Here is a 17,383-nt window from a genome sequence, read left to right as displayed (position 1 = left end):
TTGTTTCCATTCTTAAGTTGATGGGCATGGCCTGAAAGGGTGGTCTTTTTTCGCTTTAAATCAATTACTCCGTATTTTATAGTCGTTTTCCCTAGAAAATTATCAACGAAATTAAGTACGTATATCCGCAGTAATACAAATACCTTCCAAACGACTTGTATACTTTAAAACGTAGAGTATTATCTAGTGATTTAGACCCGAAGTTTTTTAATAAGTAGATTTTGAAACCAACGAGCAACCTTACACTTCCATCTACTACTAAATAAAAAGAAACCGCCTCCGTAATCGAAGGCGGTTTCTTTTTTCGTATACAATTCCCTTCCATCTCGTCCAACACTTGCGCCTTCAAACATAAGGTTACACGTAGGGATTAAAAGCGTAATTAGTTAAATGCCTGTTCATTTTGCGATCGATTCTTCTTTTTTCTTCCTTTTTCTTTTTATCCTAATTATCTCTTGTAACCTTAATGATTTTCATTAACACTTCCCACAATAATTCTTGGACGGGTTCATTATTTAGTACTTTTAAAATTTTATCTCACAATTTTCCGAACAATTGTTTTAACACTATCTTTCCCACCATTTCCGAAGCACTTCCTCATGCCCAACAGTGGCATATACTCTGAAAGGGCTATTTGATGCATTGAAAGAATCACTAAACCAACATGTCCCTGCAGATTGGAAGAAAATAGATTATATACAGTCTGACAGACTAATTCCTATAGTACGGAAGAGAAGACTGTTGACGAAATGGAAGAACTCCTAAGGAAAATAGGATATAAAGGATCACGCTCTACCCTAAATACATGTGTTGCTAAAATACGAAGAGAGCAAGGATTAGGTAAAACTATGCTCACAGTATCTCGATCACATCTCTTACGGTCTATGTGGAGTGAGGTAGAATATGAAGAGTGGAAAAATAGCATACCAGAAACATTTTGAACAGAGTTTCCTGAGCTGAAAAAAGTTCATCGCATGATTCAAGATTTCCTATCTATTGTTCGTGAAAAACGAGCTGAAGGCTTAGCAAATTGGCTTATAACATATAAAGATATTCCATTTCCCGCCATTCGAACGTTTATAAATTATGCGGAGAAAGACGTAAAAGCAATTACTGCAGCATGTTCTCTTTCATTTAGTAACGGCATAACAGAAGGACATATTAATCGACTTAAAACAATCAAACGAATGATGTATGGACGTGCGAGTAGCAAACTATAAACACAAAGAGTGTTAATAACTTTGTAGGGAAAATGTTTTCCTAAAAAAATATCCAAATCTCTTTACATGGGGACATATAGATCCTCACCAAAAGTGCGGAAGAACCAATTTTACTTGACGGTCACAAATCCCGTAGGAGTACGGAAATGATTCTGGGAATGAGAGGCTATTCTAGAAAAATATTCGATAATAAAACTGTAGAAATTGTTTATTCCTACGGTTTAGCTAAGTTACATTGCTTTTATTTAACCACACATCAAAGAAATTTGGACATTATAGTTCCATAAATTCATCAATTTCTGCCTTGCGTTTTAAAAATATTTCCATATCTTTTTTCTCCCTTTCTATTAAACCAAAGGCATGTGAATCTTCTAAGGCTAATTCTTTATAGCCCCATATATAATCTATTGTTGTCTCTTTTATGTGTCTATGATCTGCAAAATACCATTCTAACGGTTGTAAAGGATCTGAAACATTAAATAATTCTGCTGGATACCATGATGGCATATTCTCATTTTCTCCTAAAAGTTGATAATCTAATTCTCCATTTGATAAGCTCATACCATAAACCACATATTCTTTTCTTACTTCTAAATTTAAAATCATGTCATGTGTATAACCTTGCTTTAATCGTTTGTCTGAAAATTGATTACATTTGTTATTTATACATATTACCTTCATTCTTTATCCCCTTACTTCTTGTTTAGTTTGTAAATTTAAAATCATCAAATTCACCTGTTTTTGTGTTTTTAGCATAGTGTATTTCTACTCCATTCACATTTTGAGCCATTTTAACCCATCCTTCTTCATGAGGCCAACGAGGATCTGTCATTACTATTTTGGGAATTGGCTTTCCTAGAGGATTGGACTTAACTTCTTTCATTGCTAGTTGCTCCTCTAAAGATTTGGCAGTTGTTCGACCTGTAGAGCCTCTTCCTAATATTTTCACTTCATATTTCATATTTTATATTTTTAGCAGCCTTCTCTAGGTTGTTCGCTTTCTTCTCAAGATCTCCAACTTTGCCAAAAACTCGACCGACAACTTTTGATGTACCACCTGAAACAACCGCCAATGTACCCCATGCATAATCATCAAGTCCATATTGTTCTTTTGTTAAAGGATTTTTTCCCATTATCATTTGTGTGCCTTCTTTTATTGCACCAACGCCAGGCGTAATATCGAGCATAAATGATATTTGTTCATTTGTCTTCTTTTCTTCGGCCAGATACGCTTCCATTTTTTCTGGAGGTACTCCAAAATCTCGCAAACTATTTCTTAAGTCAATATTCCCTATATTACGTGTAGCAGCAGGAATATCAACCTTATGACTTGCTAATTTATTCGCAGCCCCCATAATATTATTAGCTACATCTAATCCTGACATCATATCTGTATAAGTGGTTGAGAATGGTTTCTGTGCTTCTACCATATGTGCGGAAACGCTATTATATATCCCGTCGACTTTTACAGTTAGTTCATGTAATGGTGCTCCTGCTTTTTTAAGCGGCAACTTAACTGATAGTGAAAAAGAGGAATTTATTACATATAAAACTTCACTAGCGTCGCATTAAACTAATGCAACCTGGAATATTAATCTGAATTTTCTTTTATTATAAAACTCATAAAAAAATCCTTTATAATGGCTTGGCGGTAGTAACCTGTCCAAATCCAAAACAAAGGACATCTCATGGAGAAGATTACACGAAAAACATCATTTAAACAATGGCTTTCACCAATTTCTACTTCATTATTTGAAGAACAGGTGAAAAAGCATCATTTAAACCACTATACAAAGAAACTTCATATGGCTTCATTTATGAAATTACTTCTGTATGCACAACTCCATGAAACCGAGAGTTTACTTGCGTTGAGTGCTTGCATCTTCTCAGAAGAATTGCAGAACACCACCGAAAAAGCATCAATGAGCGGAATGTCGTCGAACAAAATCAGGAGTGAAGCTTCATTTACGGCTTGTCTTTATGGAAAAAGGGTATTCGTAGATGACAAAGAATGCATGTATGTGTTTGACAGCGGCTACTTAGATTATGAGCGATTCGACCATATGACGGATAAAGGTTACTTTTTTGTCTCACGATTACGTAAAAATGCGGTGACACAGGTGATTGAGAAATTCTCTTTCCCGAAAAAAGCCGCTGTGATCTCGGATGAAATGATTGTGATTGGGATTGGCACGACACAAAATCGTTCTGAAAACGCATTTCGTTTCATCAAGGTACTCGATTCAAAAGGAAATGAACTACATTTACTGACGAATCGATTTGATTTGGGCGCGGACGAAATCGCTGAGTTACATAAGTCACGCTGGGCCATAGAATTGTTTTTCAAATGGATGAAACAACATTTGAACATCAAGAAGTTTTACGGTCAGAACGAACAAGCGGTGCACAATCAAATATACATTGCAATGATTGTGTACTGTTTACATGTGCTAGCTCAGTTGTCTTCGCAAAGTAAGCGAACCTATTTGCAAATCAGTCGCTTTTTAAAAGCGTCGTTATGGAACCCTGCACACATTTGGCAACGTAAAATCCAAGGAAAGAGCGTTCCATAAAACTTTTTATGTTTCTGCTAAACGAGTCGAAGGTTTTAGTAAAAAAATGGATGTTTACTACCTCTGTTAAAGTATCTTTGTTTTGCTTTTTATGGAAAAAAACAAGAAACGGAACATTCAAAACACTTTTACGCGACACTAATGATGGAAATATTAAAAATAAATTTAGTCTTTTTTTTCATTGACAGATTGTCGCCAACCTGGAAAAAAGGGATTCATTCCTTCCCCTCCATAAGTAATCTTCACTTCATTTTCAGTTAAATTTGTTATTGTAAAAAATTCATTCTCAAATTCTACTTTATTTAGTTTAGAATGACATCCCCAACTTTTAGTAGAATAACTCAACCATTCACCTAATTCATATAAATCAGGGTAGTCTTCTAGTTTAATAGAGGGATTATTCTCAAATTTCACCTGATAAATTTTAGGTACTAAAACATTATCGATCTTATTTATTGCATTAAAAATTTTCTTTTTGAACATAATGGCTTCCTCCTAATTAGTATATTTTTGGGTGAAAAACCCTTAATATTATTATACTATGACTACTTATACTTATGTAAAAGGTCATTAAATTCTTTTATAACCGTTCCCTTGTCAGGTGTCCATTCAACTTTATCAACTGTTTTTTGCAATATCAAAGTGATTCTTACGCAGATTTGGTGAAATCTCATATAACGTTGTTACCGTATAAAATTTTATTCTTTCAAAATAATAAATCAGAGTTTATATAACATGCACTTTTGCAATATAGCTAAACCAGCTCGCCCATACAACATTCGTTTGATTGATTTCAAGCGATTTACCTGCCCTTCTAACACGCCATTACTATAGGGAAGAATAAAGGCATGCTTCACGGCTTGTAAATCGTTGCGTAAATGACGGCATATGGATAAAAGGGTTGTTCTTTATGGGAAAGTTGTTTTCTTAGCCATTGCAAAAATCCTTCATAATCAGATTGTTTTATCATTGTACGATACTCTTGTATGACTTCATAAACAGTTTGGAGATTAGGATATTTTTTGAAACATCGCTCTAAATCCCTTCTTTCTGAGGTATTCAGATGATTCGGATGAATCCAAAACTATCTGGCAAGACGTTTTCTAGCTATTTGATAGGTAGGAGATGGGGGATTAGCATGTTTCTGTTTGCGCCTTATCCCTTTCAACAAGTGTGCGCATAGCTGAAAAGGTGCCGTTATCCCCCTTCTTACGGATAAGTGGATCAATCGTTTTAAGTGTTTTTCCCTCTTTTTCAAGACGAATAATAGATTCACGATACCCTTGAGCTGGACTGATGCGACAACGATTGGTAGTAGGTGGGTCAAATTTGGTTGACAATCTACAATTGTTCAGCTTTTTCTTGTTTCACTTTATAATCTGGCTGATAAATTAAGGGTAAATGCTCTAACTTAAACACTTTATACATTGGATCCATCTCTTCCGGATTTTTTAGTTCCAGCAGATGCCCACGGCACCAACTGACAATATAATGATTATTTTCATAATAAGGTTTGCTACTAATGTACTTTTGTGAGTGATGGAATCGCGGCAATTTCATAATTTCATTGGCAACTTTCGGTTTTTCCGCAATAAATAACGTTTTCCCCACAACTTTTTCCTCCTTAAACAAAAAAAGGACACACCCACGCTATGGTTATGCGTAGGTATGTCCTTTTGCAATATGATTTTTTAGTATTGGATTACTTTATATGATAACATTCCCTCTATTTATATACAAATAGAATTGTAGCTCAATAAGACCTCTAAACATCTATTGTTCGATTTAAACACATTTAAACCTATAAATAATATAAAGATTGATGAATTCCAATACATCTCTTGTTTTGATTTCCCCCCGAATAATATAAGAATACTTAACGATAAACATTGCTACGATTTTTGTAAATCAACAATACCCTTCAAAGCATTTGTAATGCCTACGTATCAAAGTGTTCACATTTCTTTTTTATAAACAGCAATTTCTTAAGTTAAAATATATGCTAAGGCAGGAACTCTTGATATACTTTCTTGTTCTAATGAAAAGTTGTTTGATATGTCGTAAATGTTCTGCATGTGCAATAGTAAAAAGTGTTTAATTTCATGAAAAGGTGCACTAGATTTTAACAGTTGTAGCAACCACCGTTATTTTACCAATACACTTATTACTTGAATAAGGCTTGCACCTTTAAAGCAACTTCTTTAGGCTTTACATCTATAGATGATAGCATTTCTATATCTACCCACATTGGCAAATATGAACATCTGTTTCTATTTATGTCAGTGAACTCCGCACCTTCACCAGTACCAAAGTTTCCTTTAATGATTTCAGTCAGGAAAAAGTATTGTGTACCATTAAATTCAACTTTCGCAATACATTCTTTAACTTTAACTTCAACACCCAATTCCTCTATGGCTTCCCTCATTGTTGCCTCTTCTGGTGTTTCACTATCTTCAATTCCACCACCAGGAAAAACATAATATACAGAACCATCCCTAATTCTTTTAATTAATCCAATTTTATTAGTAAGTATGGTGCACGAGAGTTAGCTGCTTTATGTATCTGTATTAGTCACATGTAGCAAGCAATTCTCTCATTTCAACTTTATGCCAATACAGCTACACTTATGCTTAACCAACGTTTTAACCGATACGCTGTTTTATTTCTATAGGTTGTATTTTCCCTTTTAGTTAAAAGACAACTAAACGATTTGTCTCCCCCCTAACTAGTACACTTATTATTTTCAACGTATATGTATTTTAGATGCTACTATTTTTCAAGTTCCTAATCATTTATCATTTGGCTTCTATATTATTCTGGTTCAGGAGAATGTGCAAAAACAGCCGGCATTAAGATTCAGCTAGAATATGATTTACATAGTGAAAAATTCCTCAATGTTCAAATAGAACCAGGGAAAAATATTGTAATAATTTAAGTAGCTGACTTCTACACGAAGTCAGCTCTATTTAACGTTTTAAACCCGAAGTTATCGAAGGAGGTCTCCCTTTTTTTAGAAGACCTAAAACGTGTACAAATATTAATGATGATTCCCATCTGCATATTGAATCAACATCATTTTATGATGATTACCGTCTGCATATTGCGGTTTTTCTACTAATGTGTGTATCCCGAACGTTAAAGTTAAAACCATCATACTTCCCATTATACTACCTATCATTTTCTTCATTTTAGTGCCCCCTTATCAAATACTTTCTTTCTTGCTTGTGTACTTAAATAAAAATACTTACTTGCTTTTGTGTGATTATCCTCTTTATAGAACTTAATCGCTAAAGCCTCCGTAGATTCATACATATACGTATATAATTCTTCTCTTTCAAAATACTCATTTCCTGCTAATACAATTTTTTCAAACTCTTCAGCAGAAACATTTTTGTTCCTAGCATCCAAAATCATAAAACGATGTTGATATTCCTCATGTTCCAATGCATTACAAATTTGTAACCCTTTTTTAATCAGTTCCCCTGCTATTTCGTGTTCTTTGAGCTTGAAATGTTCTTGTGCTTCAATAAACATTGCTCGATAATTTCCTGATGTTTTTAGATTTACTTCAGATAAATATCGAATAGCTAGACTTGAGAGGTTTTGACTTGCATATAATAATCCTATATTATGTCGAACCATTAAAATATAATATTCTTCATTGTTTTTTTGAAATTGATCCATTGCAGTTGTAAAATGTTCCTCAGCTAATTCCCACTCTTTCAAATGAGTACAAGCCAGCCCTAACATATTTTCACAAAAAGCAATATTGGTTTCATAACCAGTAAATTTAAGGTAAATATCTTTTGCCTTAGTAACATGTTTAACTGATAAAAGTCCTTTGTATATATCATAATAAAACGAGCCTAATTTATAATGAAACTCAGCTTCTTCTAGCTCATCCGGAATATGTTTTAAAAGGACTTCTGCCTTATCAAAGTGTTCTCTTGCTTCAGTATAGCTACCTGTAACACTCATATAAATTGCTTTAAAGAAATGATAATAATAAGATAAACGTTCATCTGTTGGTGTTCCAAAAGATTCGACTTGATTAAAACTATCTTTCGATATACTCATATTGTCTATTAAATAATTATATCGAAAATCAAGCAGAGAATAATAAAGTAATAAATCCTGTTTCTGTAATAACTCCTGTTTCTCCTCTTTTAGTTCTTGAATCAAACTATCAATCTGTTCCTTCATACTATGAGCTTTCGCGATATGTCTTGAACGAATTTCGATATACCAATCATTCAATAGTTTTATCAATCTGTCATTCCTCACGATTACGGACATATAAATCCTCCTTATTACAGAATTATGCATCTTAATATTAACAAAAAATTCCACATCAATACTTCTTTTTTAATTTTATCCATAAAACACATAATATTCAGAATTATAACCTGAAATATCCTTAAGTTAATGAGCATGAGAATCCCCTACACTTCCTACGAAAAATTATAAATAATATAGAAGCGCTCTATACAGCGGTCACCAAAAGAGGGTACCATTATTTCCCAACACAAATATGCACATAGCAAAAATATACAAGGCTTACTGTCCATTTTTAGCCCGTAAGCCTTTCATTTTATAAGATGATATAATCGTTTGTTATTTCTTCTCTTTCCTCCGAAACCGCTCATGTATATTATTCCACTTATACGTTCCTGCTTCGTTAAATTCTGCTAGTTCCATGGATAAGGCGAAGTAGCGTTTGGCGGCGAGGTCTGCGAAGTGTTCTTTCATCATGTTGAATAGGCGGTCGCATGTTTCTGTTTTGTCTTGTGTGGTTCGCCCGGCTCCAATTTTAAGCGTCGCATGGACGAATGCATCCTCTTCTTGTCCGTCAGCGATATAGTAATCTTGTAATTCGATTGCTCTTGAACGAATCCCTCCTGTTGGGAAGATGTCACTTCGTGAAATAAGGATATCGTTTACTTTTTTTAATAGTTCTTTCATATTCGCTTCTTCTTTTATATTATCCGTATACTCGACTATAAAATGCGGCATGGACGTAGGCCCCCTTCTTTTTATAGATTACTAGAATAAGAGTAGCCGTTCTGTTAGCTACTCTCTCGATTTCTATCGTTTAGAAAACGTTTCTTCCCCAACAATGGTATTGATCAGACGGCCTATTCCTTCAATTTCGGTGATGACTTCGTCTCCTACTTTCGTATCGACGGATCCTTTTGGCGTACCTGTTAAAATGATGTCTCCTTTACTTAATGTCATAAAGCTACTTAAGTAGGCAATTAAGTCCCGGATGGAAAAGATCATATCTTTCGTTGTTCCTTCTTGCGTCAGCTCGCCATTCACATATGTACGGAGCGCTAAGTTCATCGGGTCGTCAATGTCGGATGCATCGACAATCCATGGACCGATTGGCGTACATGTATCGCGGTTTTTCACTCTCAAATTTGGACGATAATAATTTTCTAAATAATCCCGTATTGCATAGTCATTCGCTACTGTATAGCCAGCGACGTAATCGTATGCCTCTTCTTTCTTAACGCCTCGAGCTGTTTTTCCCATAACAACAGCTAGCTCACATTCATAGTGCATATATGTTACATCTTCTGGACGATATGTTTGACCACGGTGACCGATGAATGTGTTAGGTCCCTTTAAGAAGACAAGGGGTTCTGTTGGCGCGTTAAATGATAACTCTTTTGCGTGATCTGCGTAATTTAGGCCGAGGGCAAATACTGTTCGCGGCTCAACTGGTGGGAGCCATGTTACTTCCTCTTCTACTAGCATCCGTCCATCATCTAATTGCAACTTGCCATCTACTTCAGTTGCGTAGTAAATCCCACCAGCATATGCGATGCGCGCTCGTTTCATCGTACTCCTCCTCTCACAAGTTCTTTTTCTAAAACGACTTGATTTTCTAAGCTGCCAATTCCTTCGATTTCAATTCGAATGCGGTCTCCATTTTTTACGAGTGGTGGATTTTCCGGGACACCAACAAGCAGTATATCTCCTTCATATAAAGTCATAAATTCTGTTACATCTGCGATAAGTCGTTCCACTGGTCTAATTAAGTTTTTCGTATGATTTTCTTGCCGCAATATACCGTTCACATATACTTGAATGCTTACATCATTTGGGTTTTGAATAGCCCCTTTCTCTATCACCCATGGGCCAACTGGACAAAATCCATCGCGTGCTTTTTGCTTAATCGCTGGGCGATACACGCTTTCATGAGGTATGCTGATGTCATTTACAATCGTATATCCTTGAATATATGTTAACGCTTCTTCTTCCCTTACTTTCGTCGCTCTTTTTCCGATGACAATTCCTAGTGCTGCCCCAACTTCTAACTCCCTTTCTTCACTCGGTAACGGAATCGGCATTCCCCGGGCAATCATTGTGTTTATCGGTTTGATATATAAAATGGGAGCCATTGGCGCTTGTTTATATGGCAATTCATGTACCGAATTTCCTAATGCGGCAAGTGCTCCTTTATAATTGAGCAATGTCCCGTAAATATTTCCTGAAGTTGGAATATCCAATGCAAGCTCGTGACTTTTATACTCTTTTCCGTTCCATATGACCATATCTTCTGTTATATGTAGCTCCGCTTCTTCTATTTGGGATCGGCCATAACATTTAAACTGTATTTTCCTCATATTTTCCTCCCTCATTTCACTTAATGATGACTAATACCTTTCACATTGCTTCCTGTATTCGACTTCACCAATATTTCTTCAAAATTACCCGTCTTACTTCTTTTCGCAAATAAAATTGTACCTATATAAGCTCCAAGAAATCCTAACGGAATGGAGACAATGCCTGGGGAAGACAATGGAAATAACGGTTCTCCTACAAAAAGCGCTTCTCCTACTTTCGGACTCCATACACTCGGACTAAGCGCAACGAGAATCATACTGCCAAGTAAACCTACGAGCATGCCTGTAATGGCTCCTGCTATATTAAAACGCTTCCAATATACAGTAAATAAAATGACAGGCAAATTAGAGCTTGCTGCAACTGTTAATGCTAATGATGAAAGAAAGGCGACATTCATTTTTTGAACAAACAATGCCAATATAATAGAGAAAACTGTAATGCCAATCGAAGCAAATCGCGCCATGCGAAGCTGTTCCTTTTCAGTCGCTTTTCCTTCTCGAATAATTTCATTATAAAAATCATGAGAGAATGCGGTTGCCCCTGTGACAACAATTCCCGCTACGACAGCAAGAATAGTAGCAAAGGAGACAGCTGATATAACAGCAAATAACATGTCACCGCCTAATATTTTGGCTAGCAATGGTGCCGCCATGTTTCCCGCTGGATTCGCTTTCATAATCTCTGTAGCTCCAACGAATTTTGCAGCAGCAAATCCTAAAAAGATGACCATAATATAAAATAAGCCAATGATCCAAATGGAATAAGCAACAGATTTTCTCGCTACTTTTGCATTTGGAACGGTTAAAAAGCGGCTTAAAACATGAGGAAGGCCAGCTGTACCAAGAATTAAGCCAAGCGTTAAAGAAAAGGCATCTAATCCATTTGTATATTTTGCACCTGGATGTAGGTAAGCCTCTTGAAGGGGCGTTGCTGTTTTCATTTCTTCAAAAATCCGAAAAACATTAAAATCGAATTTGCTCATTACCATGATGAAAATGAGAAATGTCCCGCCTAATAATAAAAATGCTTTCGTAATTTGTACCCAGCTCGTCGCTGTCATACCGCCAAAAATAACAAATACAAGCATAACAAGCCCTACAATAACGACAGATATTTCATATTGAATATTTAATAGTAATTTAAAGAGCGCTCCCGCTGCGACAAGCTGTGCAAGCATGTAAAAAACAGAAATCGTAAGGGCATTAAATGCCGTAATACCTCGCACTTTTTTATTTTGAAAACGCTCTGTAATCATATCTGCCAATGTATATTTCCCTAGATTGCGAAGCGGTTCGGCCACTAGGAGCAAAACGACTAAATACGATACAAGCGCACCATACATTAAAAAATATCCGTCATATCCTAGAAGGGAAATCGCACCAATAAGACCTAAAAAAGAAGAGGCTGACATAAAATCACCGGCAATTGCAAAACCATTTTGCCATCCCTTTAGTCCCCCTCCAGCTGTATAAAAAGAACGCGCATTACTTGTTTTTTTCGAGGCATAATAGGTAATAACAAGCGTCATAATCACAATGAATCCAAACATTACTACCACTTTATAGTCCATCTACTTTTCTCCCCTCTGCCTCTTCCCTTAACACTTGCTCAGCTAATGCATCAAAGTAAGCTGCTTTTTTTACATATAGATGACAAATGACAATAGTCATACCAAACTGAGCAAAGGCATATACCCAAGCCCATGATATAGAACCAATCGCTGGCTTTGTTAATACATCTGTATCCAATGTTAAAATCGGTAAAAGTAGCGCAAAACAAATGAAAAAGATTGTTACAGAAACTGTAAATCTTTTTCTCTCGCGCAATAACGCTTTAAATTTTTCTGAATTTGCAATCTCCTCGTAATTTATGTTTTTGGATTTTATCATATAAAACCCACCTCATCCTTTATTCAACTTTATCCCGCTATTTTAAGAGCATAAGGCTCTCTATATCGCTAAGTGATCTAGTAAAACGTACCGATTGATATCATATACATTTGCGTTTCCAAAAATAGATTGGATCCATTTTACTTTTACCTGTTTATTTAATACATCAATGGGGCAATTGGATAACTGCAGAAGAAGCTGCTGTTCTTTTATTTGTTGACATACTCCCTTATAGAAAATTTGATCAATCTCTACCACAATATGATAAACGCCAGGTACTGGTAGCATATAATCTTGTTCCACGAACACTTCAATAAATCTATACGTTTCGTAAAAAAGGGAGGATTTCTGTACAATTCCCCTTATTTCATAATAATCACCTAGATAATTCGGAATATCATGTGTTGCTCCATGGGAAAGTAGTTTTCGAATAGCGGTTGAACTAATTTTATGATGACGGTGCTCTATTTTTGGAATCGTTGTAACTTCAAATTTATTCTGTCCTTGTTCTTTTAATAGCTGCATATTGCCTCGCCCTTTATATCCGTAATGATAGTCAAATCCGGCAACAACATGCTTGCAGCAAAATCCGATAATATATGTTTCCACAAACTCTTGATTAGATAGGCGGGCGAATACAGGGTCAAACTTAACTACGATTAATTTTTCAACACCCATATTTTTAAAACGCTCTTCTTTCACTTTCAAAGGTGTTAAATATTTCATCGGGCCATCAGAAGGACTCACAACTTCCTTTGGATGTGGGTAAAATGTCATAACAGCAAATGTGATTTTCTTTTGGTTGGCAATCTCTTTTGCTGTTCTAATGAGCTTTCTATGACCAATATGAACGCCATCAAAGAAGCCAAGTGCAAGCACACATTCCTCTGTTTCTTCTCGTAACGTTTTAGAAATGGAGTGTTGCATATACAGCGTCTTCACCTTATCACCTCACCTATCATTTTCACAAACTATTCTGATAATCTATAGCACAAAATCTGGTTTTCTCTGTTCTAACGTTGGACTTGCCTCTTGGATTCTTTCCCCTGTTTCGATATCTAAAAATGGAGATGTTTCATTAAACCAGCTATCCGGTGCTTTATGCCCCCAGAACGTTTGGCGTCTTGGATCATTTAAATCCCAGCGTACTGGATTGAAATCTGGATCACTTGTTAAATAATCTCCGTTATACAGCTCAATTCGGTATCCATCTGGGTCTCGTAAATACAGGAAGAATGCATTCGATAATCCGTGGCGTCCAGGACCTCTTTCCATATTTTCACCATAGCCAAGTGATGCAAGGACATCGCAACAATGAATAAGTGCTAATGGATCTGGTAACCAAAAGCCAATATGATGAAGGCGTGGTCCTTCTCCATTCATAAATGCTTGGTCGTGTACCGTTTGTTTCCGGTGAAGCCAAGCAGCCCATACGCGATCATCTTCTGTTGCTGTATATTCAGAACATGCAAAACCAAGTTCATTGACAAAGAAGTCGTAAGCTTTCTCTACATCTGGCACAGCGCAGTTTACATGATCAATACGCTGAATTCTTGCTCCACGATATTGATCATAACGCTGAATCATACGCTCAGCCCCCTTCATCTTACAGAAGAATTCAAGGGGCATTCCTGATATATCATGAACATGTAATGCCCTGCCCAGTGCATATTGTGTTCCTTCTTCTTTCCACTTTGTTTTTAATCCTTTTGATTGAAAAAATGCTGCTAGTTTATCTAAATCTGCTTCACTCTTCACTTTATACCCAAGTGCATGAACCCCTAGCTGCTCTGATTTTTTCAATACTAAGCTATGATGAACATGTTCTTCTAACCCTCTTAAATAAATATGCTCCTCATCACATTCCGTCTCGACAAACCCTAAAGCGTTTACATAAAATTCTCGCGAACGATCCAAATCTTTCACATTTAGAATTGTTCTTGCAATGCGAATAATATTAAACTCCATTTGTTGCACCTCCACATTTTTATACTTTTTCGATTAACTCTTCCGAGCGATTTAAAAACTCTTTTACGCGGTCCACATATACTTGCTTATCGTAGCCATTATATAGCGCGCTTGCCATTCTAACTGGATCTCCGAAAAAGAAGCGTTCATACAATGTCTGTCTCGTGCCAAATGCACTCATACAAACATCCCAAGCTAGTCGATATAATTTCACACGATTATATGCGTCCCCATTTGCCGCTTGTAAATATTTATCTAAATCAGGGCGTAATTCCGATTGAAAATCTGATTCGGATGGAATTGCCATTAAACCACTTGCTCCAAGCAGTTGCATAATTTCACTAAATCTTGGGTAAATTTTTGGATAGTAATGGCGTGCAACATTTAATGGTGTAAAGTCCGGTGTCATAATGCCCCACTTATCCAGCTTCGCATTCGCTTCTGCCGCCGTTACGTATGCTTTCACTGTTTCAAGCGCCATAATAACTTCCGACATCTTTTCTTGTACATGTTGAAACTGACCGATATTAATCGTTTCTACCATGAGCTGTAAAATTCCTAATACAAATTCCGTTTTTGCGATATTTTTTGAGACAACTTGATGCGTCATATGAACAACCGCATTACTTTCATTGTAAGCTTGATTACAAACGCCAACATCCCCTAAGGCAAACACCCGATTCCAAGGCACTACGACATCATCAAATACGACAATCGTATCCATTTCTTCAAATCTCGATCCAAGCGGATGATCAAAATGAGACTTTCCGTAATCAAATGATTCACGGCAAATAAACTTCAGGCCCGGTGTATGATTTGGAATTGAAAAAGCATATGCATATGGATTTTCCTCTTCGGATTGTTTTAAAAGAGTCGAAGGAAACACCATAATTTCATCGGTAATTCCTCCTTGCGTTGCGAGTAAACGCGCTCCGCGAATGACTACGCCTTCTGACGTTTTTTCTACAATGCGCGCAGCAATATAAGGATCAGATAATTGCGATGCATTAACCGCACGATTCACTTGCGGCTGAATTAATGTATGTGTTAAAGATAAATCATTCTCGCGACAATACTCATAATACTCCGCCATATTTTTCGCATAAAACGCATCTTGTTTTCCAAACATTTCAGCAGCCGATCCGTAAGCCATCATTCCCGCGTTAATATAATCTGGAGAGCGCCCCATCATACCGCCGTTGTACTTTGCCCACTCTTGAATCATTTTGCGGCGCTTTGCTAAGTCTTCTTTTGTTTTTGGTTGCAAAAAGGAAGTGCCGACCCGCTCTCCTGAAGTTGGAGAAGTATATGTCATATACTCTGCTTTCTCAGGATCGTGCTGCATATCATATAACTCAGCTTGCGTTTTCATTACTCCTTTAAAAGCAGGATGTTCTGAGATGTTTCCTTCTACTCTCTTCCCGTCAATCCATACATTGGCATTTGCTTGATCTACTCTTTCGATATATTCTTTTCCTGTTTTTGCTGGCATTTCACTCTCCCCTTTCATGAAACTATTGTTTTTATACTTTCATCTGCAGCTTGTTATTTCTTTGTGCCAAACTTCGGAATATGATGATCTCCGATTGCAACATGAATGACCTTTGGTTCCGTATAAAACTCGAAAATGGCATAGTGTCCACCTTCTCTTCCAATCCCGCTATCTTTTGCTCCACCAAACGGAATTCGAAGATCGCGTACATTTTGAGCGTTCACCCATAACATGCCCGCTTCAATGGACTGCGCAAGTCGATGACCTCTCTTCATATCATTTGTCCAAACATAACCAGCAAGTCCGTACCTTACATCATTAGCAATTGCAATCGCTTCTTCTTCCGTTTCAAATTCCATAACAGCCATAACAGGACCAAATATTTCTTCTTGGCATACTCGCATCTCATTTTTTGCATGTAATAATAAAGTTGGCGGCACAAAGTTACCCGCTTGCACCGATTCGGGAACAACTCCTTGTATCACTTCACATCCTTCTTCTTTCGCGATTTCAATATACTTTTGTACCTTTTGAAAATGCTGTTTTTCAATTAACGGACCAAGTTCTGTCTTAGAGTCCATCGGATCGCCGATTGTAATGTAGCCTACACGTTCTTTTAATTTTTCAATAAATTGATCTTTAATATTTTTGTGCAGTAACAAGCGAGAATTAGCGGTACAGCGTTCTCCATTAAATGAGAAAATGCCCCACACAGCCGCATCTAAAGCGCGCTCTAAATCCGCATCTTCAAAGACGATAAGAGGAGATTTACCACCTAGTTCCATTGAAGTTTTCTTTAGCGTATCAGCCGCATTTTTCATAATGATCGAACCTGTCGTTGTTTCACCTGTGAACGATATTGCTTTCACATCTTTATGAGCGACAAGAGAGGCACCCGCTGTTTCCCCAAAGCCATGAACGACGTTAAAGACGCCCTTTGGCACTTCTGCTTTATGAATTATTTCAGCCAGTTTGTTAGCCGTTAAAGGAGATAATTCAGCCGGCTTTAAAACAACTGTATTCCCGGTAGCTAATGCCGGAGCTACTTTCCAAGTTTCTAACATGAACGGTGCATTCCATGGGGTGATAAGGCCAACAACCCCAATTGGATGATAGACAGTGTAATTAATAAATTCTTTGTTGACTGGATATGCTTCACCGTGTAATTTCGTTTGCACCATTCTTGCATAGAAACGAAAGTTTTCTGCTGCACGCGATGTCATTTTTCTCGTTTGACTAATAGGAAGCCCCGTATCTAGTGCTTCCAAATACGCGATTTCTTCTATTTCCTCATCAATTAAGTCCGCAATTCGATTGATATATCGCATTCTCTCTTCTACTTTCATCTTGCCCCATGGCCCTTTTTCAAAAGCGAATTTCGCTGCAGCAACTGCCAGATTGATATCAACTCTATCCCCTTCAGCTACTCGATTAATCTCCTTATTTGTAAACGGATTCATATTTACAAATACTTTTCCAGACTGCGCTTTTCTAAATTCTCCATCAATATATAAATCTACATGTTCTATTTGCTCATAAGATTTATCCTTTTGTATATCCTTCGCTTCTATATGCACATTCTTCCCTCCTACAATTTTTTGAATGATG

The 17,383-nt window shown here is 36.7% G+C and carries 18 protein-coding genes and 3 pseudogenes; 3 read left to right on the top strand and 18 right to left on the bottom strand.

Going from position 1 to position 17,383, the window contains the following annotated elements; genetic code table 11:
- Positions 1-974: 974 nt before the first annotated feature.
- A complete protein-coding gene (locus MR059_RS11570; protein WP_011984066.1) occupies positions 975-1,220 on the top strand; it encodes a transposase in 246 nt (81 codons plus the stop codon).
- Positions 1,221-1,493: 273 nt separating this feature from the next.
- Here the strand turns inward: MR059_RS11570 and MR059_RS11565 are convergent, their stop codons facing one another.
- The 3 genes from MR059_RS11565 to MR059_RS11555 form a co-directional block, all read right to left on the bottom strand.
- On the bottom strand, positions 1,494-1,901 hold the full coding sequence (locus tag MR059_RS11565; protein WP_011984065.1) for a hypothetical protein: 408 nt from the start codon (positions 1,899-1,901) through the stop codon (positions 1,494-1,496).
- Positions 1,902-1,923: 22 nt separating this feature from the next.
- Positions 1,924-2,103, bottom strand: a complete 180-nt coding sequence (locus tag MR059_RS11560; protein WP_235436357.1) for a hypothetical protein — start codon at positions 2,101-2,103, stop codon at positions 1,924-1,926.
- A 67-nt stretch (positions 2,104-2,170) separates the two neighbouring features.
- Positions 2,171-2,731: a pre-toxin TG domain-containing protein gene (locus MR059_RS11555; protein WP_011984063.1), complete on the bottom strand. Its 561-nt coding sequence runs from the start codon at positions 2,729-2,731 to the stop codon at positions 2,171-2,173.
- A 177-nt stretch (positions 2,732-2,908) separates the two neighbouring features.
- Here MR059_RS11555 and MR059_RS11550 point away from each other — a divergent pair.
- Positions 2,909-3,793: pseudogene (locus MR059_RS11550) on the top strand (IS4 family transposase).
- Positions 3,794-3,958: 165 nt separating this feature from the next.
- Here the strand turns inward: MR059_RS11550 and MR059_RS11545 are convergent.
- The 4 genes and pseudogenes from MR059_RS11545 to MR059_RS11530 form a co-directional block, all read right to left on the bottom strand.
- Positions 3,959-4,276, bottom strand: coding sequence for a DUF3884 family protein (locus MR059_RS11545; RefSeq protein WP_011984061.1), 318 nt, complete (start codon positions 4,274-4,276; stop codon positions 3,959-3,961).
- A gap of 650 nt (positions 4,277-4,926) precedes the next feature.
- Positions 4,927-5,133: a hypothetical protein gene (locus MR059_RS11540; protein ID WP_041809543.1), complete on the bottom strand. Its 207-nt coding sequence runs from the start codon at positions 5,131-5,133 to the stop codon at positions 4,927-4,929.
- Positions 5,134-5,137: 4 nt separating this feature from the next.
- A pseudogene (locus tag MR059_RS11535) lies at positions 5,138-5,404 on the bottom strand (toprim domain-containing protein); the annotation flags it as partial.
- 553 nt (positions 5,405-5,957) lie between these two features.
- Positions 5,958-6,302 carry an NUDIX hydrolase gene (locus tag MR059_RS11530; protein ID WP_308806023.1) on the bottom strand — a complete coding sequence of 115 codons (345 nt, stop codon included), beginning with the start codon at positions 6,300-6,302 and terminating at the stop codon, positions 5,958-5,960.
- 15 nt (positions 6,303-6,317) lie between these two features.
- Here MR059_RS11530 and MR059_RS11525 point away from each other — a divergent pair.
- Positions 6,318-6,713: pseudogene (locus tag MR059_RS11525) on the top strand (transposase); the annotation flags it as partial.
- A 117-nt stretch (positions 6,714-6,830) separates the two neighbouring features.
- Here the strand turns inward: MR059_RS11525 and MR059_RS11520 are convergent.
- The 11 genes from MR059_RS11520 to hpaE form a co-directional block, all read right to left on the bottom strand.
- On the bottom strand, positions 6,831-6,980 hold the full coding sequence (locus tag MR059_RS11520) for a hypothetical protein (protein ID WP_157671200.1): 150 nt from the start codon (positions 6,978-6,980) through the stop codon (positions 6,831-6,833).
- Positions 6,977-8,089, bottom strand: a complete 1,113-nt coding sequence (locus MR059_RS11515; protein ID WP_011984058.1) for a response regulator aspartate phosphatase — start codon at positions 8,087-8,089, stop codon at positions 6,977-6,979. Before MR059_RS11515 ends, MR059_RS11520 begins: the two co-directional genes overlap by 4 nt.
- Positions 8,090-8,407: 318 nt before the next feature.
- Positions 8,408-8,806, bottom strand: a complete 399-nt coding sequence (locus MR059_RS11510) for a 5-carboxymethyl-2-hydroxymuconate Delta-isomerase (RefSeq protein WP_011984057.1) — start codon at positions 8,804-8,806, stop codon at positions 8,408-8,410.
- 72 nt (positions 8,807-8,878) lie between these two features.
- Positions 8,879-9,637 carry a fumarylacetoacetate hydrolase family protein gene (locus MR059_RS11505; RefSeq protein WP_011984056.1) on the bottom strand — a complete coding sequence of 253 codons (759 nt, stop codon included), beginning with the start codon at positions 9,635-9,637 and terminating at the stop codon, positions 8,879-8,881.
- On the bottom strand, positions 9,634-10,425 hold the full coding sequence (locus tag MR059_RS11500) for a fumarylacetoacetate hydrolase family protein (RefSeq protein WP_011984055.1): 792 nt from the start codon (positions 10,423-10,425) through the stop codon (positions 9,634-9,636). Before MR059_RS11500 ends, MR059_RS11505 begins: the two co-directional genes overlap by 4 nt.
- Positions 10,426-10,445: 20 nt before the next feature.
- Positions 10,446-11,996 (bottom strand): solute symporter family protein, encoded by a 1,551-nt coding sequence (locus MR059_RS11495; protein ID WP_011984054.1) that lies wholly within the window; start codon positions 11,994-11,996, stop codon positions 10,446-10,448.
- Positions 11,986-12,315 carry a DUF485 domain-containing protein gene (locus MR059_RS11490; protein ID WP_011984053.1) on the bottom strand — a complete coding sequence of 110 codons (330 nt, stop codon included), beginning with the start codon at positions 12,313-12,315 and terminating at the stop codon, positions 11,986-11,988. Before MR059_RS11490 ends, MR059_RS11495 begins: the two co-directional genes overlap by 11 nt.
- A 60-nt stretch (positions 12,316-12,375) precedes the next feature.
- A complete protein-coding gene (locus MR059_RS11485) occupies positions 12,376-13,257 on the bottom strand; it encodes an FAD synthetase family protein (RefSeq protein WP_041809537.1) in 882 nt (293 codons plus the stop codon).
- A 42-nt stretch (positions 13,258-13,299) separates the two neighbouring features.
- Positions 13,300-14,283: a 3,4-dihydroxyphenylacetate 2,3-dioxygenase gene (gene hpaD, locus MR059_RS11480; protein WP_011984051.1), complete on the bottom strand. Its 984-nt coding sequence runs from the start codon at positions 14,281-14,283 to the stop codon at positions 13,300-13,302.
- Between the two features lie 19 nt (positions 14,284-14,302).
- On the bottom strand, positions 14,303-15,775 hold the full coding sequence (hpaB, locus tag MR059_RS11475) for a 4-hydroxyphenylacetate 3-monooxygenase, oxygenase component (RefSeq protein WP_011984050.1): 1,473 nt from the start codon (positions 15,773-15,775) through the stop codon (positions 14,303-14,305).
- A 53-nt stretch (positions 15,776-15,828) separates the two neighbouring features.
- Positions 15,829-17,352: a 5-carboxymethyl-2-hydroxymuconate semialdehyde dehydrogenase gene (gene hpaE, locus MR059_RS11470; RefSeq protein WP_011984049.1), complete on the bottom strand. Its 1,524-nt coding sequence runs from the start codon at positions 17,350-17,352 to the stop codon at positions 15,829-15,831.
- Positions 17,353-17,383: the final 31 nt, after the last annotated feature.

The organism is Bacillus cereus group sp. BfR-BA-01522 (genome assembly GCF_022662635.1).
In the GTDB taxonomy this organism is placed as follows: Bacteria; Bacillota; Bacilli; order Bacillales; family Bacillaceae_G; genus Bacillus_A; species Bacillus_A cytotoxicus.
This window is presented reverse-complemented; position numbering and strand designations above follow the sequence as displayed.

Bases quoted from the DNA above. Each gene is read 5' to 3' on its own strand.
- MR059_RS11565 (WP_011984065.1), bottom strand. From the start codon at position 1,901: ATGAAGGTAATATGTATAAATAACAAATGTAATCAATTTTCAGACAAA.
- MR059_RS11490 (WP_011984053.1), bottom strand. From the start codon at position 12,315: ATGATAAAATCCAAAAACATAAATTACGAGGAGATTGCAAATTCAGAA.
- MR059_RS11500 (WP_011984055.1), bottom strand. From the start codon at position 10,425: ATGAGGAAAATACAGTTTAAATGTTATGGCCGATCCCAAATAGAAGAA.
- MR059_RS11510 (WP_011984057.1), bottom strand. From the start codon at position 8,806: ATGCCGCATTTTATAGTCGAGTATACGGATAATATAAAAGAAGAAGCG.
- MR059_RS11505 (WP_011984056.1), bottom strand. From the start codon at position 9,637: ATGAAACGAGCGCGCATCGCATATGCTGGTGGGATTTACTACGCAACT.
- MR059_RS11570 (WP_011984066.1), top strand. From the start codon at position 975: ATGATTCAAGATTTCCTATCTATTGTTCGTGAAAAACGAGCTGAAGGC.
- MR059_RS11495 (WP_011984054.1), bottom strand. From the start codon at position 11,996: ATGGACTATAAAGTGGTAGTAATGTTTGGATTCATTGTGATTATGACG.
- hpaB (WP_011984050.1), bottom strand. From the start codon at position 15,775: ATGCCAGCAAAAACAGGAAAAGAATATATCGAAAGAGTAGATCAAGCA.
- hpaD (WP_011984051.1), bottom strand. From the start codon at position 14,283: ATGGAGTTTAATATTATTCGCATTGCAAGAACAATTCTAAATGTGAAA.
- MR059_RS11560 (WP_235436357.1), bottom strand. From the start codon at position 2,103: ATGAAAGAAGTTAAGTCCAATCCTCTAGGAAAGCCAATTCCCAAAATA.
- MR059_RS11515 (WP_011984058.1), bottom strand. From the start codon at position 8,089: ATGTCCGTAATCGTGAGGAATGACAGATTGATAAAACTATTGAATGAT.
- MR059_RS11545 (WP_011984061.1), bottom strand. From the start codon at position 4,276: ATGTTCAAAAAGAAAATTTTTAATGCAATAAATAAGATCGATAATGTT.
- MR059_RS11520 (WP_157671200.1), bottom strand. From the start codon at position 6,980: ATGAAGAAAATGATAGGTAGTATAATGGGAAGTATGATGGTTTTAACT.